General features: G+C 59.7%; 21 protein-coding genes. 12 read left to right on the top strand and 9 right to left on the bottom strand.

Annotated elements, in window-relative coordinates; translation table 11 throughout:
* Positions 1 to 112: 112 nt before the first annotated feature.
* Both NPS56_RS00905 and htpX read left to right on the top strand, forming a co-directional pair.
* Positions 113 to 1324, top strand: coding sequence for a pyridoxal phosphate-dependent aminotransferase (locus NPS56_RS00905; RefSeq protein WP_034151309.1), 1212 nt, complete (start codon positions 113 to 115; stop codon positions 1322 to 1324).
* Positions 1325 to 1640: 316 nt separating this feature from the next.
* Entirely contained in the window at positions 1641 to 2531 is an 891-nt protein-coding gene (htpX, locus tag NPS56_RS00900; protein WP_008059113.1) for a protease HtpX, read from the top strand.
* A 190-nt stretch (positions 2532 to 2721) separates the two neighbouring features.
* Here htpX and NPS56_RS00895 read toward each other — a convergent pair whose 3' ends face one another.
* Complete coding sequence (locus NPS56_RS00895) at positions 2722 to 3375, bottom strand: thiopurine S-methyltransferase (RefSeq protein ID WP_274073038.1); 654 nt, start codon at positions 3373 to 3375, stop codon at positions 2722 to 2724.
* Between the two features lie 103 nt (positions 3376 to 3478).
* Between NPS56_RS00895 and NPS56_RS00890 the strand changes: the two genes are divergently transcribed.
* Entirely contained in the window at positions 3479 to 4246 is a 768-nt protein-coding gene (locus tag NPS56_RS00890) for a DODA-type extradiol aromatic ring-opening family dioxygenase (RefSeq protein ID WP_274073037.1), read from the top strand.
* A gap of 26 nt (positions 4247 to 4272) precedes the next feature.
* Here NPS56_RS00890 and phnR read toward each other — a convergent pair whose 3' ends face one another.
* Positions 4273 to 4986 (bottom strand): phosphonate utilization transcriptional regulator PhnR, encoded by a 714-nt coding sequence (phnR, locus tag NPS56_RS00885; protein WP_274073036.1) that lies wholly within the window; start codon positions 4984 to 4986, stop codon positions 4273 to 4275.
* A gap of 351 nt (positions 4987 to 5337) precedes the next feature.
* Here phnR and NPS56_RS00880 point away from each other — a divergent pair, with 351 nt between their 5' ends.
* The 6 genes from NPS56_RS00880 to NPS56_RS00855 all read left to right on the top strand — a co-directional run bounded on the left by NPS56_RS00880 (position 5338) and on the right by NPS56_RS00855 (position 10767).
* Positions 5338 to 6402 (top strand): ABC transporter substrate-binding protein, encoded by a 1065-nt coding sequence (locus NPS56_RS00880; RefSeq protein ID WP_274073035.1) that lies wholly within the window; start codon positions 5338 to 5340, stop codon positions 6400 to 6402.
* 177 nt (positions 6403 to 6579) lie between these two features.
* Positions 6580 to 7386 carry an alkaline phosphatase family protein gene (locus tag NPS56_RS00875; protein ID WP_274073034.1) on the top strand — a complete coding sequence of 269 codons (807 nt, stop codon included), beginning with the start codon at positions 6580 to 6582 and terminating at the stop codon, positions 7384 to 7386.
* A 5-nt stretch (positions 7387 to 7391) separates the two neighbouring features.
* Positions 7392 to 8228, top strand: a complete 837-nt coding sequence (locus NPS56_RS00870; RefSeq protein ID WP_274073283.1) for an ABC transporter permease — start codon at positions 7392 to 7394, stop codon at positions 8226 to 8228.
* Positions 8215 to 9015, top strand: a complete 801-nt coding sequence (locus NPS56_RS00865; RefSeq protein ID WP_274073033.1) for an ABC transporter permease — start codon at positions 8215 to 8217, stop codon at positions 9013 to 9015. Before NPS56_RS00870 ends, NPS56_RS00865 begins: the two co-directional genes overlap by 14 nt.
* Positions 9012 to 10001, top strand: coding sequence for an ABC transporter ATP-binding protein (locus NPS56_RS00860; RefSeq protein ID WP_274073032.1), 990 nt, complete (start codon positions 9012 to 9014; stop codon positions 9999 to 10001). Before NPS56_RS00865 ends, NPS56_RS00860 begins: the two co-directional genes overlap by 4 nt.
* A 112-nt stretch (positions 10002 to 10113) precedes the next feature.
* Entirely contained in the window at positions 10114 to 10767 is a 654-nt protein-coding gene (locus NPS56_RS00855; protein WP_274073031.1) for an HAD family hydrolase, read from the top strand.
* Positions 10768 to 10863: 96 nt separating this feature from the next.
* Here the strand turns inward: NPS56_RS00855 and NPS56_RS00850 are convergent, their stop codons facing one another.
* On the bottom strand, positions 10864 to 11826 hold the full coding sequence (locus NPS56_RS00850) for an NAD(P)H-quinone oxidoreductase (RefSeq protein ID WP_274073030.1): 963 nt from the start codon (positions 11824 to 11826) through the stop codon (positions 10864 to 10866).
* A 138-nt stretch (positions 11827 to 11964) separates the two neighbouring features.
* Between NPS56_RS00850 and NPS56_RS00845 the strand changes: the two genes are divergently transcribed.
* The 3 genes from NPS56_RS00845 to NPS56_RS00835 all read left to right on the top strand — a co-directional run bounded on the left by NPS56_RS00845 (position 11965) and on the right by NPS56_RS00835 (position 16824).
* Complete coding sequence (locus tag NPS56_RS00845) at positions 11965 to 14046, top strand: carboxy terminal-processing peptidase (RefSeq protein WP_274073029.1); 2082 nt, start codon at positions 11965 to 11967, stop codon at positions 14044 to 14046.
* Between the two features lie 131 nt (positions 14047 to 14177).
* Positions 14178 to 15953 (top strand): bifunctional diguanylate cyclase/phosphodiesterase, encoded by a 1776-nt coding sequence (locus NPS56_RS00840; protein WP_274073028.1) that lies wholly within the window; start codon positions 14178 to 14180, stop codon positions 15951 to 15953.
* A gap of 196 nt (positions 15954 to 16149) precedes the next feature.
* Complete coding sequence (locus tag NPS56_RS00835; RefSeq protein ID WP_274073027.1) at positions 16150 to 16824, top strand: DUF3313 domain-containing protein; 675 nt, start codon at positions 16150 to 16152, stop codon at positions 16822 to 16824.
* A 113-nt stretch (positions 16825 to 16937) separates the two neighbouring features.
* On the opposite strand, the gene NPS56_RS00830 is transcribed toward NPS56_RS00835, so the two are convergent.
* The 6 genes from NPS56_RS00830 to NPS56_RS00805 all read right to left on the bottom strand — a co-directional run bounded on the left by NPS56_RS00830 (position 16938) and on the right by NPS56_RS00805 (position 19927).
* Positions 16938 to 17114 (bottom strand): hypothetical protein, encoded by a 177-nt coding sequence (locus tag NPS56_RS00830; RefSeq protein ID WP_274073026.1) that lies wholly within the window; start codon positions 17112 to 17114, stop codon positions 16938 to 16940.
* A gap of 120 nt (positions 17115 to 17234) precedes the next feature.
* A complete protein-coding gene (locus NPS56_RS00825) occupies positions 17235 to 17642 on the bottom strand; it encodes a sel1 repeat family protein (RefSeq protein WP_274073025.1) in 408 nt (135 codons plus the stop codon).
* Entirely contained in the window at positions 17643 to 18014 is a 372-nt protein-coding gene (locus tag NPS56_RS00820) for a hypothetical protein (protein ID WP_003223109.1), read from the bottom strand.
* A complete protein-coding gene (locus NPS56_RS00815; RefSeq protein WP_274073024.1) occupies positions 18011 to 18352 on the bottom strand; it encodes a helix-turn-helix domain-containing protein in 342 nt (113 codons plus the stop codon). The genes NPS56_RS00820 and NPS56_RS00815 overlap by 4 nt, the downstream gene beginning before the upstream one ends.
* A 114-nt stretch (positions 18353 to 18466) precedes the next feature.
* On the bottom strand, positions 18467 to 18922 hold the full coding sequence (locus NPS56_RS00810; protein ID WP_274073023.1) for a YkvA family protein: 456 nt from the start codon (positions 18920 to 18922) through the stop codon (positions 18467 to 18469).
* 291 nt (positions 18923 to 19213) lie between these two features.
* A complete protein-coding gene (locus tag NPS56_RS00805) occupies positions 19214 to 19927 on the bottom strand; it encodes an FKBP-type peptidyl-prolyl cis-trans isomerase (protein ID WP_008060887.1) in 714 nt (237 codons plus the stop codon).
* Between the last annotated feature and the right edge of the window lie 93 nt (positions 19928 to 20020).

Genomic DNA, 20020 nt, shown 5'->3' with positions numbered 1-20020 from the left:
ACGGATTTATGGGTGCTGCCTCTCAAGGCGCCAGGCCTGTGTGATAACGCAGGTTTCCCAGCACGGTTGTCCACACGCCGCCTGGATCGTTCATTTTCGGGAACACATCGCCATGCAGGTCAGCAAATCGAACAAGCTCGCCAACGTCTGCTATGACATTCGCGGCCCAGTGCTCAAGCACGCCAAACGCCTGGAAGAGGAAGGCCATCGCATCCTCAAGCTGAACATCGGCAACCCGGCGCCCTTTGGTTTCGAAGCGCCGGACGAAATCCTCCAGGACGTAATCCGCAACCTGCCGACCGCCCAGGGCTACAGCGACTCCAAGGGCCTGTTCAGCGCGCGCAAGGCCGTCATGCAGTACTACCAGCAAAAGCAGGTTGAAGGTGTCGGCATCGAGGACATCTACCTGGGCAACGGCGTTTCCGAGCTGATCGTGATGTCGATGCAGGCCTTGCTCAACAACGGCGACGAAGTGCTGGTACCGGCTCCCGACTACCCGTTGTGGACCGCCGCGGTGAGCCTGTCGGGCGGTAACCCGGTGCATTATCTGTGCGACGAGCAGGCCAACTGGTGGCCGGACCTGGCCGACATCAAGGCCAAGATCACCCCGAACACCAAGGCCCTGGTGATCATCAACCCGAACAACCCGACCGGTGCGGTGTATTCGAAAGAAGTACTGCTGGGCATGCTGGAACTGGCCCGCCAGCACAACCTGGTGGTGTTTTCCGACGAGATCTACGACAAGATCCTCTACGACGATGCCGTGCACATCTGCACCGCTTCGCTGGCGCCGGACCTGCTGTGCCTGACCTTCAACGGCCTGTCCAAGTCCTATCGAGTGGCCGGTTTCCGTTCCGGCTGGATCGCCATTTCCGGACCGAAACAACACGCCCAGAGCTACATCGAAGGCATCGACATGCTGGCCAACATGCGCCTGTGCGCCAACGTGCCGAGCCAGCACGCGATCCAGACCGCGCTGGGTGGCTATCAGAGCATCAACGATCTGGTGCTGCCGCAAGGGCGCCTGCTGGAACAGCGTAACCGCACCTGGGAACTGCTCAACGACATTCCCGGGGTGAGCTGCGTCAAGCCAATGGGCGCGCTATATGCCTTCCCGCGGATCGACCCGAAGGTCTGCCCGATCCACAACGACGAAAAGTTCGTCCTCGACCTGCTGCTCTCCGAGAAGCTGCTGGTGGTGCAAGGCACAGCCTTCAACTGGCCATGGCCCGACCACTTCCGCGTCGTGACCCTGCCGCGCGTCGATGACCTGGACATGGCCATCGGACGCATCGGCAATTTCCTCAAGTCCTACCGCCAGTAAGCGGCCTGTCACCGTGCGATGGCGGAAACATCGCACGGTGATTCATTCTGCAACACATGATTACGTCCTACCCATGACTGCTGCCTCGATGCCTGTGCAATGCCACATTGCCTGGTCACGTCGAGTAACCACGGGCACCCAGCCGCCGGTGGCCTGACAAACAACTTCGCCGTCCCACGTCGGAAATGCCCTGCAACCAGCTACGCTTTTGCTGTAGGACACAGTTTGAAATAGTCACTTGGTTGAATACCCCGGTGCAGCACCTTATATACCCCGCAGTACGCTACATCTTTAGCATGAGGAGATTTCTACAACCATGATGCGCATCCTGCTGTTCTTGGCCACTAACCTGGCGGTCGTGCTGATTGCCAGCATCACCCTGAGCCTTTTCGGCTTCAACGGGTTCATGGCGGCCAATGGGGTTGATCTCAACCTCAATCAGCTGCTGATTTTCTGTGCGGTCTTCGGTTTCGCCGGTTCCCTGTTCTCGCTGTTCATCTCCAAGTGGATGGCGAAGATGAGCACCAGCACCCAAATCATCAGCCAGCCGCGCACGCGTCACGAGCAATGGCTGCTGCAAACGGTCGAGCAACTGTCCCGCGAAGCCGGGATCAAGATGCCCGAAGTCGGGATCTTCCCGGCCTATGAGGCGAACGCCTTTGCCACCGGCTGGAACAAGAACGACGCACTGGTCGCCGTCAGCCAGGGCCTGCTGGAGCGGTTCTCGCCGGATGAAGTGAAAGCCGTCCTGGCCCACGAAATCGGCCACGTGGCCAATGGCGACATGGTCACCCTGGCGTTGATCCAGGGCGTGGTGAACACCTTCGTGATGTTCTTCGCACGGATCATCGGCAACTTTGTCGACAAGGTGATCTTCAAGAACGAAGAAGGCCAGGGCATTGCCTACTACGTGGCGACCATCTTCGCCGAACTGGTCCTGGGTATCCTGGCCAGCGCCATCGTCATGTGGTTCTCGCGCAAACGCGAATTCCGTGCCGACGAAGCCGGTGCAAACCTGGCCGGCACCGCCGCGATGATTGGCGCGTTGCAACGCCTGCGTGCGGAACAGGGCCTGCCGGTGCACATGCCTGACACCCTGAACGCCTTCGGCATCAACGGTGGCATCAAACAGGGCTTCGCCCGCATGTTCATGAGCCACCCGCCGCTGGAAGAGCGCATTGACGCACTGGCGCGTCGTCGGGGCTAAGAAGCTTCACGGCAAAATGAAAAGGCCCGCAGCAATGCGGGCCTTTTTTTGTCTGCTGATTTATGCGGTGCTATCAGGGCCCCTTCGCGAGCAAGCCCGCTCCCACAGTTGACCGAGTAATCAAGATGAATGAGGTCTCCTGTGGGAGCGGGCTTGCTCGCGAAGGGGCCGGCACTGGCGGTACAACCTATCAGCTGGAAACCCGATACACCCGCTCCTCAAGCCGCGTAACGCCTGCCTCCAGAAACTTCCCGCTCTCGCTCAGTACATCCTGGTCTTCGAGGATTTTTAGTGTCCACGCAGCACCGAACAACCGCTGCACCTCTTCATCGAGCACGGCAAACGGCGGACCGGGCATCTGCGCCTGGTCGTAATCCAGCGTGATCAACAACCCAAGCGCATCCTTCGGCACAATCCGCGTCAGGTGCGCGGCGTATTGCTCACGCATGGGCGGCGGCAGCGCAATCAGCGCGGCGCGGTCGTAAACAGCGGCGCAATCGGCCACATCACCAGCCGTCAGGTCGAAAAAGTCACCGCACCACAGCTCGATCGAGCCAGCCCGATAGACCTTGAACGGGCCCTGCTCACTGACATCAGGGTCGAAATGGTGCTCATTGAAGAAGTCCTCGATGGCCTTCTCCGACAACTCGATGCCCAACACCTCATGGCCTTCGCGGGCGAGCCACAACAAATCCAGGCTCTTGCCGCACAACGGCACCAGCACGCGAGCGCCGTCCTCCACACCCAACTGCGGCCAAAACCGTTGCAGATAAGGATTAACTTGCGGCAAGTGAAAGCCAATCTGATTCGACGCCCACTTCTTGTGCCAAAACTCCGGCTGCATAAATAACCCCGAAAATTCGATCAAAACACCCTAAAACTTATATTAGATTTAGATCAATGATCTGACAGAAGATGACGCCATCTTAACTCCCAGGAGCTCATCCATGTTCCCCAGCCTGTACATATCCCATGGTTCGCCGATGCTGGCCCTGGAACCGGGCGCCAGCGGACCGGCCCTGGCTCGCCTGGCCGCAGAGATGCCCAGGCCGGATGCCATCGTGATTGTCTCCGCACACTGGGAAAGCGATGAACTGCTGGTGGGCGGCAACCCGCAGCCGGACACCTGGCATGACTTCGGCGGTTTTCCAAAGGCTTTGTTCGAGGTGCAATATCCGGCTCCTGGTAACCCCGGGCTGGCCGAACAGGTGGTCGAACTGTTGCGCGCCAGTGCCCTTCCCGCCCGCATCGACAGCACACGACCGTTCGACCATGGCGTCTGGGTGCCGCTGTCGTTGATGTATCCCCAGGCCGACATCCCGATTGTCCAGGTTTCACTGCCTACTCGAGGCGGCCCGGCCTTGCAGGCCCGTGTGGGCCAGGCGTTGGCCGGCTTGCGCGAACAGGGTGTGCTGTTGATCGGTTCCGGCAGCATCACCCACAACCTGCGAGAGCTGGACTGGCATGCCGGCCCGGAGAGTGTCGAACCCTGGGCCCGGGAATTTCGCGACTGGATGATCGACAAGCTCGCGGCAAAGGATGAGGCCGCCCTGCACGACTATCGCCGGCAGGCACCGAACGCCGTGCGCAACCATCCCAGCGATGAACACTTGCTGCCGTTGTACTTTGCCCGCAGTGCCGGGGGGCAGTTCAGCATCGCCCACCAAGGGTTCACCCTGGGCGCGCTGGGCATGGACATCTACCGTTTCGGATAAGGCTGCGAAGCCCGCGGTGGCCCGGTTCAGGCCACATCGACCCCGACATGAATCGCATCATGGCGCCAGAACTCCAGGTCACAATCGATCAGCCGCCCGTGCTGATCGTAATTGACCCGGGCGATGCGCAATCCGGGACTGCCCACCGACACCCTTAAAGCGGCCGCCGCGTCTGCCGACAATGCCGTCGGCACGATCTCGAAGCGCACCCGCCCGTAGTGCAGGTCGTAGTGCCGCGCATACAGCTCGGTGATCGACTGATTCAGGTCGAAATCCAGAATCCCCGGAAAATACTGCGGATTCAGATAGTGCTCCACGTACAGCACCAGTCGCCCATCGATACGCCGCGAACGACAGACCTGAATCACGCTCGACAACGCCGGCAGCTGTAACCAGGCACAGATCGCCGCCGATGCCGGCAACAATCGCGCCGAAATGACCTCGGTGGACGGCACCCGCCCCTGGGCGCTGACCATGGCGTGGAAGTGACTGCGCTGCATGAGGTTGTAGGCCAGGCGCGGCGGCGACACGAACCAGCCACGACGCTCCTCGCGATAGATCTGGCCTTGGGCTTCGAGCTGCAGCAATGCCTCGCGCACGGTAATCCGGGTCGTCCCAAACAACTCACTGAGCTTGCGTTCGGCTGGCAACTTGCTCCCAGGCGCCAACAGCCCCTTATCGAGCTGCTCCTGAAGCACCTGGCCTATGGCTGTCACCGCTTTTGTTGCCTCATCGCGCATCAACGTTACCTATCTGGACTAGACCAGCACACTTTCGGGGCGCAACCGCTGGAAAAAACGGTTCTTTCAAGATCCTGCAAGCGTAGGCAATGCAGATGACCGAGAGATGACACAGCCGCCCGACGGTCATCCCGACAACGTGCAAGACATCGGCCAAGTCCCTTGTGTTATGGGGCTTCGCCCATGGTCTACGCTTACTTGGCACCCGCCGATACCGGGCAAATAAACGTCCGTCGGGGCGACGAACGACATCAAAGTGTCATCGAGCCGCCTTAGATTGGCTCAGGTATTGCTGACCTAGACCAACACAATCGCAATCGCAGCGTTGAAAACGCCCATAGGAGCTTCGGAATGAAACAGCTTTTCCTGGCATCACTGTTAGGCTCGACCATTGCCATGTGCACCGCCGCCATGGCGGCTGATGATTTGAAAACTCTCGAGGCCGCTGCGAAAGCGGAAGGTGAGGTCAACAGTGTCGGCATGCCCGACAACTGGGCCAACTGGAAAGGCACTTGGGATGATCTGGCCAAGAACTACGGCCTGAAACACATCGACACGGATATGAGTTCGGCTCAGGAAATCGCCAAGTTCAAAGCGGAAAAAGACAATTCCACCGCGGACATCGGCGATGTTGGTGCTGCGTTTGGTCCGATTGCGGTCAAACAAGAGGTTGTCCAACCTTACAAGCCAAGCACCTGGGACCAGATCCCGAGCTGGGCGAAGGATAAGGATGGCAACTGGGCACTGGCCTATACCGGCACCATTGCCTTCATCATTAACAACAAGCTGCTGCACGGTTCGGATGCACCGACCAAATGGGCCGACCTTAAAAACGGCAAGTACAAAGTGTCCATTGGCGACGTCAGCAGCTCGGCCCAAGCAGCGAACGGCGTTCTGTCCGCCGCGCTGGCCAACGGTGGCGATGAGAAAAACATTGAGCCCGCCCTGCTGATGTTCGCCGAAATCGCCAAGCAAGGTCGTCTGTCGATGACCGACCCGGTGATTGCCACCATGGAAAAAGGAGAAATCGAAGTCGGCGTGGTCTGGGACTTCAACGGTCTGAGCTACAAAGCCAAGATGGCGAACCCGGATGACTACACCGTGCTGATCCCTTCCGATGGCGCGGTGATTTCCGGATACACCACCATCATCAACAAATACGCCAAGCACCCGAACGCAGCCAAGCTAGCTCGCGAATACATCTTCAGCGACGCTGGCCAGATCAACCTGGCCAAGGGCAATGCGCGTCCGATCCGCGCCGAACACATCACGCTGCCGGATGACGTAAAAGCCAAGCTGCTGCCGAACGAGCAGTACAAGAAGGTCACGCCGATCAAGGACGCGGATGCCTGGGAAAAAACCTCCAAGGCCCTGCCGCAGAAGTGGAACGAAGAAGTCATCGTCGAAATGAAATGACGCGGTAGATCCCATTTGGGGATCTGATGGAGATCCAAATGTGGGAGCGGGCTTGCTCGCGAAGGTGGGGTGTCAGTCGACATCAATGTCGAATGTCAACCCGCCTTCGCGAGCAAGCCCGCTCCCACAGTGGACCGAGTGAATTTCCAATTACTGTTTCCCGGAGTGTTTGCCCCCATGAAACACAACGTCATCCTGGTCGTGCTCGACGGCCTCAACTACGAAGTCGCGCGTCACGCCATGGGGCACCTGCAGGCTTACGTCGGCGCAGGACGCGCAGCGCTCTACAAACTGGAGTGCGAGTTGCCGGCCCTGTCGCGACCGCTCTACGAATGCATCCTGACCGGCGTCAAGCCGATCGACAGCGGCATCGTTCACAACAACGTCTCGCGCCTGTCCAACCAGCGCAGCATCTATCACTACGCCACCGACGCCGGGCTGAAAACCGCTGCGGCGGCTTACCACTGGGTCAGTGAGCTGTACAACCGTTCGCCGTTCGTGGCATCCCGGGATCGTCATACCGACAACCCCGACCTGCCGATCCAGCACGGGCATTTCTACTGGAGCGATCACTACCCCGACTCGCACCTGTTCGCCGACGCGGAAAACCTGCGCTTGATTCACGCGCCGAATTTCCTGCTGATCCACCCGATGAACATCGACGACGCCGGACACAAGCACGGCCTCGACACCCCGCAGTACCGCAACAGCGCGCGCTTTGCCGACATCTACCTCGCCGACTACCTGCAAGGCTGGCTCGACGCAGGTTATCAGGTGCTGGTGACCGCCGATCACGGCATGAACAACGACCGCTCCCACAACGGCCTGCTGCCCGAGGAACGCGAAGTGCCGTTGTTCGTACTCGGCGATGCCTTCAGCTTCAATGCCGACGCGGCGCCGAAACAGACCGACCTCTGCGGCACCGTCTGCGAATTGCTCGGCGTACCCCACGACAAACCCGTGTGCCGGGAGCTGCTCAAGTGACCTCCATGACTCGCGGCAAATGGCTGGCAGCCCTGTGCCTGGTGCCCTTCGCCCTGTTCTTCATCGTGTTCGAAATCGCCCCACTGACATGGGTCATCATCAACAGCCTGGAATCGGAAGAGTCCGGTTGGGGTATTGCCAACTTCACCAAGGTCTTCAGCTCGAAGTTCTACCGGCAGGCGATCCAGTACAGCCTCGAGATCAGTTTCTGGTCCAGCGTGTTCGGCATCATCATCGCCGTGCTCGGTGCCTATTCCCTGCGCCGGGTCGACTCCAGGCTGCGCAACTTCGTCAACGCCTTCGCCAACATGACCAGCAACTTCTCCGGTGTGCCGCTGGCCTTCGCGTTCATCATTCTGCTGGGCTTCAACGGCAGCTTCACCATCATGCTCAAGCAGGCCGGGATCATTCAGGACTTCAACCTGTACTCGAAAACCGGGCTGATCATTCTCTACACCTACTTCCAGATTCCCCTGGGCGTGCTGCTGCTCTACCCGGCCTTCGACGCCCTGCGCGAAGACTGGCGCGAATCCGCCGAGCTGCTCGGCGCCAACGGCTGGCAGTACTGGCGGCACATCGGCCTGCCGGTGCTGACCCCGGCGCTGCTCGGTACCTTCGTGATCCTGCTGGCCAACGCCCTCGGCGCCTATGCCACCGTGTACGCCCTGACTACCGGCAACTTCAACGTGCTGACGATCCGGATCGCCGCGATGGTCTCGGGTGATATTTCCCTGGACCCGAACCTGGCCAGTGCCCTGGCCGTGGTGCTGGTGGCGTTGATGACCCTGGTGACCATCGTCCATCAACTGCTGCTGAAGAGGAGCTACCATGTCTCGCGCTGAACTGGGGCCTGCCGGCGTCTACCATCGGGTGGTGGTCTACCTGCTGTTTGCCATCATGCTGCTGCCGCTGGTCGGCACCTTCATCTATTCGATTTCCAGCAGTTGGTCGGCCACCATCCTGCCCAGCGGTTTCAGCATCAAATGGTACGTACAACTGTGGAGCGATCCGCGGTTCCTGAGCGCTTTCGGCCAGTCGCTGCTGGTCTGCGTCGGCGCCCTGGTTCTGGCGGTGGTACTGATCCTGCCGTTGCTGTTCGTGGTGCATTACCACTTCCCCAGACTCGATGCACTGATGAACATCCTGATCCTGCTGCCCTTCGCCGTGCCGCCGGTGGTGTCGTCGGTGGGCCTGCTGCAGCTCTACGGTTCCGGGCCGTTCGCCATGGTCGGTACGCCTTGGATCCTGATCGGTTGCTACTTCACCGTGGCGCTGCCGTTCATGTACCGCGCCATCACCAACAACCTGCAAGCGATCAACCTGCGCGACCTGATGGACGCCGCCCAACTGCTCGGTGCCAGCACTTTTCAGGCAGCGTTCCTGGTGGTGCTGCCGAATCTGCGCAAGGGCCTGATGGTGGCGTTGCTGCTGTCTTTCTCGTTCCTGTTCGGTGAGTTCGTGTTCGCCAACATCCTCGTCGGCACCCGCTACGAAACCCTGCAGGTCTACCTCAACAACATGCGCAACAGCAGCGGTCATTTCACCAGCGCGCTGGTGATTTCCTATTTCCTCTTTGTGCTGGTCTTGACCTGGATCGCCAACATCTTGAACAGGGACAAAAGCGAATGAGCTATGTCAGCGTCCAACATCTGCAAAAGAATTACGCCGGCACCACGGTGTTCAACGACATCAACTGCGAAATCCACAAAGGCGAATTCGTCACCCTGCTCGGCCCGTCCGGTTGCGGCAAATCCACCCTGCTGCGCTGCATCGCCGGGCTGACGCCGGTGGATGGCGGCAAGATCCTGCTCGATGGCGTCGATATCGTCCCGTTGAGCCCGCAAAAACGCGGGATCGGCATGGTGTTCCAGAGTTACGCGCTGTTCCCCAACATGACCGTGGAACAAAACGTCGCGTTTGGCCTGCGCATGCAGAAGGTCAACGCCGGCGACAGCCACAAGCGTGTCGCCGAGGTGTTGCAGCTGGTGGAACTGAACGACTTTGCCAGCCGTTACCCGCACCAGTTGTCGGGCGGCCAGTGCCAGCGTGTCGCCCTGGCTCGTTCATTGGTCACCCGCCCGCGCCTGCTGTTGCTGGATGAACCGCTGTCGGCCCTGGACGCGCGGATTCGCAAGCACCTGCGCGAACAGATCCGTCAGATCCAGCGCGAGCTGGGCCTGACCACGATCTTCGTCACACACGACCAGGAAGAAGCGCTGACCATGTCCGATCGCATTTTCCTGATGAACCAGGGAAAAATCGTACAAAGCGGTGACGCCGAAACCCTGTACACGGCACCTGTGGACGTCTTCGCCGCCGGTTTCATCGGCAACTACAACCTGCTGGACGCCGCCAGCGCATCCAAGCTGTTGCAACGGCCGATCAACCACCGCATCGCCATTCGCCCGGAAGCCATCGAACTGAGCCTGGACGGCGATCTCGACGCCCAGGTGCGCAGTCACAGCCTGCTGGGCAATGTGATTCGCTACCGCATTGAAGCCCGCGGCGTGGAGCTGGTGGTGGATGTGCTGAACCGCTCGGCGTCCGACCTGCATCCCGATGGTCAGCGCCTGGCACTTTCCATCGATCCGACCGCCCTGTGTGAGGTGGCTTGAAGGCAGCTGCAAGTTTCAAGCTGCAAGCTTCAAGTTGTAGACTGCTGACCACTGAATCCACTTCTTGCAGCTTAAAGCTTGAAGCTTGCAGCTGTTCTCAGAGAGAACCCCAATGGCCCTGGCAATTTTTGATCTGGACGAAACCCTGATCCACGGCGACTGCGCCTCGTTGTGGAGTGAGCAAATGGTCCGCCTCGGCTGGGTCGACGGCGAATCCTTCCTGCGTCGCGACAAGGAACTGATGGACGCCTACGGCAGGGGTCACCTGGCCATGGAGGACTACATGGCCTTCAGCCTGGAACCCTTGATCGGCCGTACCCCCGCAGAAGTCGAGCACCTGGTCGGCCCGTGGGTGGAAGATTTCATCGAACCGATCATCTTCAGCGACGCCACCAAAACCATCGCCGCCCACCGCAAGGCCGGCGACCGGATCCTGGTGATTTCGGCCTCGGGCACGCATTTGGTGAGGCCGATTGCCGAACGCCTGGGCATCGACGAGATTCTCGGGATCGAGCTGGAAGTGGCGCACGGGACCTATACCGGCAAGACCGTCGGTACGCTGACGTATCGCGAAGGCAAGATCACCCGGCTGCTGGAGTGGCTGGATGCGGAGGAGGAGAACCTGGAGGGCGCGAGTTTCTACTCCGACTCACGCAATGATTTGCCGTTGCTGCTGAAGGTGGATTTCCCGCATGTGGTCAATCCCGATCCGGTGTTGCTTGAACAGGCGGAAAAATCCGGCTGGCCGATCCATAACTGGAAGTAAAAGCAAAAGATCGCAGCCTGCGGCAGCTCCTACAGGAGAATGCGATCCCCTGTAGGAGCTGCCGCAGGCTGCGATCTTTTCAGGCCCAACCCGATATCAGCTCAGGCTCTCGTCAATCACCAACACCAACTTCCCCGCCACCGTATTACTCGCCAACTCCGCAAACGCCGCTTCGGCATCCTTGATCGGGAACGCCTTTGCCAGCTGCGGGCTCAAGCGTTTATCGGCAAACAGCGGCCAGACATGCTGGCCCAGATCCCTGAACAGATCCGCCTTGAACTGATCGCTACGACTGCGCAGGGTCGAGCCCAGCAACTGCACGCGCTTGGCCAGCACCTGCGCCAGGTCCAGCTTCGCTTCACGCCCCCCCATCAGGCCGATCAGCACCCAACGGCCATCGGCCGCCATCAGTTTCAGGTTCAGCGCTGCGTAGTTGCCGCCCACCGGGTCGAGGATGACGTCGAACGGCCCCAGGTCGCGCAGGCTGTCCAGGTCGTCAGTGCGCACCACGCCGCCCTGGGCGCCGAGCGCTTCACAGTAGGCCAGGCGCTCGGCAGAGCCGACACTGACCCAGCACGGATTGCCGAACGCCTTGCAAAGCTGAATGGCAGCTGAACCGATTCCACTTGCTCCGGCGTGCAACAGCACTTTTTCACCCGGCTTGAGTGCCGCCAGTTGAAACAGGTTCAGCCAGACGGTGGCATAGACTTCCGGCAGCGCGGCCGCTTCGGCCAGTGACATTTCGTCGGGAACCGGCAACACATGCCGCCCGTCGACCACCACCTCCTCGGCCATCCCGCCCCCGGCCAGCAAGGCGCAAACCCGATCGCCCACCTGCCAGGACGAGCCCGGGCCCACCTCGCTGATCACCCCGGAACACTCGAGCCCAAGCACTTGGCTGGCCCCCGGCGGTGGTGGATAAAGGCCTGCCTTCTGCAACAGATCGGCGCGATTGAGACCCGCTGCTGCCACTCGAATCCGAACTTGCCCCGCATCACACGCAGGACTGGGCTCTTCATCCCACACCACTTGACCGTCAACGCCTTGCAATGCTTTCACAGTGCCTCCATAGTGAGTCTGGACTGAGCCCGAAGCTGTAGCGCCGGGCTTTTTGCATTATGCGACCGGCCCATGTGGAACCGGCGACTTCAAAGACGGCCTAATATGCGTTATCAATTGTCCCCGCGTCGAATCAACATGAAGCGTTTGTTCCCCAGCACTGCCCTCGCCCTTTTCATCGGTATCGGCCTGTTGCCGATGTCCGGCAATACTTTCGCAGCCAATAGCTGGGACAAGCTTCAGCCCGACCGTGACGAAGTCATCGCCAGTCTGAATGTCGTGGAACTGCTCAAGCGCCACCACTACAGTAAGCCGCCGCTCGATGACGCGCGCTCGCTGATCATCTACGACAGCTACCTGAAACTGCTCGACCCGTCGCGCAGCTACTTCATGGCCAGCGACATCGCCGAATTCGACAAGTGGAAGACCCAGTTCGACGACTTCCTCAAGAGCGGCGACCTCAACGCCGGGTTCACCATCTACAAGCGCTACCTGGACCGCGTCAAGGCGCGTCTGGACTTTGCCCTTGCCGAGCTGAACAAGGGCGTCGACAAGATCGACTTCACCTCCAAGGAAACCTTGCTGGTCGACCGCAAGGATGCCCCTTGGCTGAAATCCACCGCGGAACTCGACGACCTGTGGCGCAAACGCGTCAAGGACGAAGTGCTGCGGCAGAAGATCGCCGGCAAGGACTCCAAGCAGATCCAGGAAACCCTGACCAAGCGCTACAAGAACCAGCTGGCGCGCCTGGGCCAGACCCGTGCGGAAGACATCTTCCAGGCGTACATCAACACCTTCGCCATGTCCTACGACCCGCATACCAACTACCTGTCGCCGGATAACGCGGAAAACTTCGACATCAACATGAGCCTGTCCCTCGAGGGCATCGGCGCCGTGTTGCAGAGCGATAACGACCAGGTGAAAATCGTGCGCCTGGTGCCGGCAGGCCCTGCCGACAAGACCAAACAGGTCGCACCGGCCGACAAGATCATCGGCGTAGCCCAGGGCAACAAGGAAATGGTCGACGTGGTCGGCTGGCGCCTGGACGAAGTGGTCAAGCTGATCCGCGGTCCGAAAGGCACCATCGTGCGCCTGGAAGTGATCCCGGCCAGCAATGCACCGAACGACCAGACCAGCAAGGTCGTGCCGATCACCCGCGAAGCGGTGAAGCTTGAAGACCAGGCGGTGAAAAAGTCGGTCCTCAACCTCAAGCAGGACGGCAAGGACTACAAGCTCGGTGTCATCGAGATCCCGGCCTTCTACCTGGACTTCAAGGCCTTCCGTGCCGGCGATCCGGATTACAAGAGCACCACCCGCGACGTCAAGAAGCTGCTGACCGAGTTGCAGAAAGACAAGGTCGACGGCGTGGTCATCGACCTGCGCAACAATGGCGGTGGCTCCTTGCAGGAAGCTACCGAGCTGACCAGCCTGTTCATCGACAAGGGCCCTACCGTGCTCGTGCGTAACGCCGACGGCCGCGTCGATGTCCTCGAAGACGAAAACCCGGGTGCCTTCTACAAAGGCCCGATGGCGTTGCTGGTCAATCGCCTGTCCGCCTCGGCCTCGGAAATTTTCGCCGGTGCCATGCAGGACTACCATCGCGCGCTGATCATCGGCGGCCAGACCTTCGGCAAAGGCACCGTGCAGACCATCCAGCCGCTGAACCATGGCGAGCTCAAGCTGACACTGGCCAAGTTCTACCGGGTTTCCGGGCAGAGCACCCAACATCAGGGCGTACTGCCGGACATCGATTACCCGTCGATCATCGACACCAAGGAAATCGGCGAAAGCGCCCTGCCCGAAGCCATGCCGTGGGACACCATCAAGGCGGCGATCAAGCCTGCGCTCGACCCGTTCAAACCGTACATCACCCAGCTCAAGTCCGAGCATGACGTACGCACGGCCAAGGACGCGGAGTTCGTGTTCATCCGCGACAAACTGGCCCTGGCGCAGAAACTGATGGCGGAAAAAACCGTCAGCCTCAATGAAGCCGAGCGTCGTGCCCAGCACGCCGATATCGAAGCCAAGCAGCTCGCCATGGAGAACATCCGTCGCAAGGCCAAGGGCGAAGAGCCGCTCAAGGAGCTGAAGAAAGAAGACGAAGACGCTATCGCGGCCGAGGACGACAAGACGAAGCCGGAAGACGATGCCTACCTGAGCGAAACCGGGCGCATCCTCCTGGATTACCTGAAGCTCAATACCGCGGTCGCCAAGCACTAAGCTGATGGCAATTTAATGCTGACGCTCCCCGGAGCGTCATCAAACAGTCATCATTCTGTCGTGAAATAACGGACCGGCAGCCCTCTTGCACCCAAGAGCGCTCCGGTCCTTTTTTTTCGCCAGAGATCGCCATGACCACAACCGAACAGCTGAGTGCCTTGAGTTCAATACTGGCTCAAAGCGGTTTGCACAGCCTGTTCCAACCCATCATCTGCCTCTCTGAACGACGCATCCTGGGCTACGAAGCCCTGAGCCGCGGCCCCTCCAACAGCCCGTTGCACTCTCCTGTCGCCCTGTTCGCCGTCGCCCGCCAGGCGGGTCGCCTGAGCGAACTGGAAATCGCCTGCCGGCAGATCGCTTGCCGGCGTTTCAACGAACAGAAGCTGCCCGGCAAACTGTTCCTCAACGTCTCCCCGGAATCATTGCTCGAAGCGGCCCACCAGCCGGGTCGCACCTTGCAGCTGCTGCAGGATTTCGGCATCGCACCGAACCAGGTGGTGATCGAACTCACCGAGCAGACCCCGACCGACGACTTCCAGCTGCTGCACACCGCCTTGCATCATTATCGGGCCATGGGCTTTTCCATTGCCCTGGACGACCTGGGCGCGGGTTACTCAAGCTTGCGCCTGTGGTCCGAATTGCGCCCCGACTACGTGAAGATCGACCGCCACTTCATCGACGGCATCCACCAGGATGCCCTCAAGCGCGAGTTCGTAGGCTCAATCCTGCAGATCGCCAAAGCCTCGCGGGCCCAGGTGATCGCCGAAGGCATCGAGTTGCCGGAGGAACTGGCAGTCTTGACCGAAATGGGCATCGACCTGGTCCAGGGTTATCTCCTCTGCCGTCCCCAGGAGCATCCACCGCGCGATGCCCGCACCTTGATGCCCCGGCGCGACAGCAGCGCAGTGGCATTGGCCGACGACGGCAGCGACCTCAGCGCCCTGCTCAACGACCAGCCCGCCGTGCCCCGCAACACCCCGACCGCCACCGTGCTCGAAGCCTTCCGCCGCCAAGCCAACCTGAACTCCCTGGCGGTGCTGGACGAGCACGACCAGCCCTGCGGCATCGTCCATCGGCACTCGCTCTCGGACGCCCTGCTCAAGCCGTTCGCCACCGACCTGTTCGCCCGCAAACCGATCAGCCGCCTGATGAGCGACGACTTCCTCGCCGTCGAGATCAGCCAGTCGCTGCAACAGGTCAGCCGACTGATCACCAGCCGCGCCCGGCAACGCATCGAAGAAGACTTCATCATCACCCTCAACGGCCATTACCTGGGCCTGGGCCGGGTGATCGACGTGCTCAAGCTGATCACCGAACTGAAAATCCAGCAAGCACGCTACGCCAACCCCCTGACCCTGCTGCCGGGCAACGTGCCCATCCAGCAATGCCTCACACGCCTGCTGCAACAACAGCGCGAATCGGTGATCTGTTACGTCGACATCGACAGCTTCAAACCCTTCAACGACATCTATGGCTACGGCCGTGGCGACGAAGTCCTGCTGTGCCTGGCCCAATGCCTGAACGACCGCATCGACCCCTCCCGCGACTTCGTCGGCCATATCGGCGGCGACGACTTCCTGCTGGTACTGGGCCCGGACGACTGGCGCAAACGTTTAAACCAACTGCTCGACGACTTCCACAGCCAGTGCCGACGCTTCTACCGCAGCGAACACCTGGAAGCCGGCTGCTTCACCGCCCCCAACCGCCAGGGGGTACGCCAGGAGTTTCCCTTGTTGTCGCTGTCGATTGGGGTGGTGCATTTACATCCGCAGGCATGTGGTCAGCTGGATGCGAGCCAGTTGGCGGAGATGGCTTCGCAGGCGAAGCATCATGCGAAGAATGTGCAGGGGTATAGCGTGCATGTGATTGATAGCATGGCGGGGACGGGGCGATTGCATTCGAACTGACCACCGATTTCATCGGTTCATCATGTGTCGCCTGGTTATTTACCCCCTCTCTCTACAAACCATGGAGAAATGAATCGGTTGCAGCGCCCCTACCTGACTATGCTGAATAGCGGTCATTTTGATGTTCCGGCCAACGGCGAACTCTAGGACAGGCCTGCTTCAAGGGTCAATCCTGCTTATCAATACAGGACTCAACATGGATAAATCACGCTATTGGCTTTCTGGTTTGGTCATGAGCGCAATGATGCTCAATGGCTGCGCTTCCAAGGTCACTGAAGTAGACCAGTACTCTGGGTACCTGGATCGTTATGATGTTTTGCAGCCGTCGGTTTCTGCCACAGGCGCGTCGACACTGCGCTGGGTTTCCCCAGGCTTTAGTCCTGCGGCATTTGATACGGTGAACTTCGATGGGTTGGAATTGTTTCCTGCGCCCACGGCGACGGATCGCATAAACATGCAGGCATTCACGCAACTTCAACAGACGACCAACCAGGCTGTTGTTAGCGCATTGTCAAAGCGATACAGGGTATCCAATACCTTGCAGCCCCTGCCCCCCAATGCACGTCCTTTGGTCATGAGAGCTGCCATTACCGGCGTGAACGCCTCCAACGAAGGCATGAAGTGGTATGAAATCATTCCCGTAGCGGCAGTGGTAGGAGGCGTGGGTGCCGTCACCGGGCACCGCGATCAAGACACCGAGTTGTACGTAGAGGCAGTCTTGCTCGACCCGGCAACCAACGAACCGGTAGCGAGAGTCGTGCGCAAGGTATTTGGAAACAAACTGGAAAATGCTTCAACGCCAATCAAGGCTGAGGATTTTACGCAAGCAATCAATGGATTGGGCGCCGACTTGAGTGCGTTCGTTCATTAGTACTTAGAAGTTTGCGCATCACGGCGGTGGTCGGGCAGGACCACCTGGCCGCTAGCTCCAGCAACACACTAGAAACGCCCACTCAGGCCAGAAACGTGAATACGGCAGCCTAGTCAGCCATCAGGTTTACATGGACTGATAAGGGGACGACTGATAAGTGATAAGGGGACGGATTTATTTTCCCATCCCTTTGTTGGAAAAATAAATCCGTCCCCTTTTTCGCCTTTTTCGCCTTTTTCGCTTTTTCGCTTTTTCGCTTTTTCGCTTTTTCGCTTTTTCGTCCAGTTCACGAAAACCGCCACAACTTGAAGGAAATTTCCGAGGACCTTACCCAGAAAATTCGCCCAATAAAAAGCAACGAGGCACGAGGTTTCCCTCACGCCACCTGTGTGTATCGAAAAATAAACGAATTACTGCGAAGAACCGCCAGCATCCAACTCTTTAAGTTTGATCTCGGCCAACGGATGCCCGGCCTTGGCGGCCATCTCCCAGAACCGCGCCGCTTCCGCCGGGTCCGGCGCCTTGCTCGGGCTCCCAGCCAGGCTGATCACGCCCACTTGGTAGGCTGCCTTGCCATCACCGGCCAATGCGGCCAGACGTAACAGGCGGACACCCTCTTCCCGCGCTCCCAAGCCGACGCCACGAAAGGTCAGGATGTGACCATAGAAACTCTGCGCGCCGACATCGCCCAGGTTCGCCATGCGTGCGAACTGCCCCTCCATCCAGCTCCAGCCGCGGGGCTGGCGCACGAACCAGGGCCAGTGGAACAACCGGCGGGCCAGCCAGTAGCCGGCCCGTGCCTTAAGCTTGAGAAACACTCAGGCTTCCGCCGATTCGGGGTACTCGTATTCGAACACGCGAACCACTTCCGAGGCGTGCCAGGAGGCGGCGGCGACGCCGTCGGATGGGCCGGAGAAACGGCCCAGGCGCTCGACGCATTCAAAGAAACCGGTGCGTGGCAAGCGGCTGGCGCCCTGGCTGATCACCAACGAGCTGCGCAGTGGCTGTTCGGCCTTGGCGTCCAGTGCGGCCAGGTGTTCGAGCGCGGCGGTGAGGGTTTGCATGGCGGGCGTCGGCAGCTGCAAGCGCTCCAGCAAGGCGCGGTAGGTCAGGAGATGGCGCTGTCGGCGCGCCTGGTCCAGTTCGCCTAACAGACCGTCCCAATGTTGACGACTGATGCGTACGCTCACGATTCATCCCTCCACCCTGGCACCGTCAATTCCCAGGCCAGGCTGCGGCGAATCGCGGCGTCGGGCAGACGCTCGCCACTTTCGATCATGGCCAGGTATAACGGGCTGATGCCTACCGTGCGGGCCAGCGCCTCGATGGCGATGCCCTTCCCTTCGCGCAAACTGCGGAGTTGATCCAGACCTGGAAGAATGGGGTCCGGGGTGGTCGCGAGCGGCGCCGGGGCCGGACGCGACGGTGCTTCGTTGATGCCTGCTGCTTTGAGTAAAGCCTGATACTGAGCCCATGGCAGAACCGCATATTCGGGCTCGCCTTCGCGTGTAATTATCTGAATATCCATGACTACCCCGTAGGACAAAAACACTTAGCGAGTCGGCACTTTTCCCTAGAAGTGTAATCCTAACAGCGGCTAAGGTCGCGGGGGCTATCTATCTGCGGCGCAGACTGGACCAAATCAGGACTTTTTCGGTCCTTGAAGCTTCAGTTTCTCAGGGGTATCGGGCAGGCGCTCGACCACGGCGAGCTTTTCCGGCACCTGGCGTTTGCGCCAGGCGCGGAAGGCGTTGAGTTCATCGTCGAGGACTTTCATCAGCCAGGCCAGCACGGCGATGTCGTCGATCATGCCGAACAGCGGCAGAAAATCCGGAATGGCATCGACCGGGCTGAGAAAGTACATCAGGCCGGCGACGACCGAGATCAGTGCCTTGGGACTTATGGCGCGGTATTCACCGCGCCAATAGGCCAGGCACAGTGCCTGCAACAGGCGCAGATCGTCCTTGAGTTTGCCGAGCCGGTTGCCTTGGCTGGCACTTTTACTGGCCACCGCGAACAGCAAGGTCGGCAAGCGCCCACGGGCGAGCAGGCGTCCGGCCAGGGGCAGGAAACGAGCAAAATTCCAGGGTGCTTTCATGATGCCTCCGGCAAGAATGTTATCCACACAAATTGTGGATAACCTTGTGAACAGAGCCACTTTTCATGGCTGAAAGGCCCGTTTCATAAGGGCTTAACTCAGATCGGGCGTTTTTTGCCCATCTAAAAAATCCTAATATTTCATTGACTTGGAGGTCTGCCGAAGGTTAGGGCCGGCCCCCACACTGTCTATGACTTCAGCATGCGGCAACTGTTCGCTTTGTTTACCATGCAGCACCAGATGCAACAACGCCCCGCATGAGCGAGGCGTTGTTGTCAAAGCAGACGCGAATTACTTGGCGGCGTCTTCTTTTGCTGGATCCTTGATGGCCAGCAGTTCCAGGTCGAACACCAGTACCGAGTTGGCCGGGATCGCCGGGCTTGGGCTTTGCGCGCCGTAAGCCAGTTCGCTAGGAATGTACAGCTTGTACTTCTCGCCGACGTGCATCAGTTGCAGGCCTTCGACCCAACCCGGGATCACACCGCTGACCGGCAGATCGATCGGGCTGCCGCGCTCGACGGAGCTGTCGAAAACGGTGCCGTTGGTCAGCTTGCCGGTGTAGTGAACGGTCACTACGTCAGTCGGCTTAGGCTGGGCGCCATCAGCTTTCTTTTCCACTTCGTATTGCAGGCCGGAAGCGGTGGTCACGACGCCAGCTTTCTTGGCGTTTTCTTCGAGGAATTTCTTGCCGGCGGCTGCCGACTCTTCGCTCATCTTGGCCATGCGCTCTTCGGCACGCTTTTGCAGCGCGGCGAAGGCTTCGACCAATTCTTCATCCTTGAGCTTCTGCTCTTTCTTGCCGACCGCATCTTCGATGCCCTGGGCGACGGCTTTGGAGTCCAGATCGTCCATGCCTTCCTGAGCCAGGCTCTTGCCCATGTTCAGGCCAATTCCGTAGGAAGCTTTTTGCGCCGGGGTTTTCAGCTCTACGCTGGTTTGCGAGTCGCAACCCGCAAGTACCAGGCTAACCAGGGCCACCGCCGCCGCCAACCGATGCTGTTTCATGCTATTTCCTTGTTCATGCGCCTAAAGGGCAATCGAGTAAAGTCGCGAGCTTATCAGGCGGCCACGACCAATGGCTACCGGCATGAGAGCCAC

Origin of the sequence: Pseudomonas putida (assembly GCF_028682635.1) — a bacterium.
GTDB lineage: Bacteria > Pseudomonadota > Gammaproteobacteria > Pseudomonadales > Pseudomonadaceae > Aquipseudomonas > Aquipseudomonas putida_AE.
The sequence above is the reverse complement of the archived record's forward strand: the minus strand, read 5'-3'. Positions and strand labels throughout refer to the sequence as shown.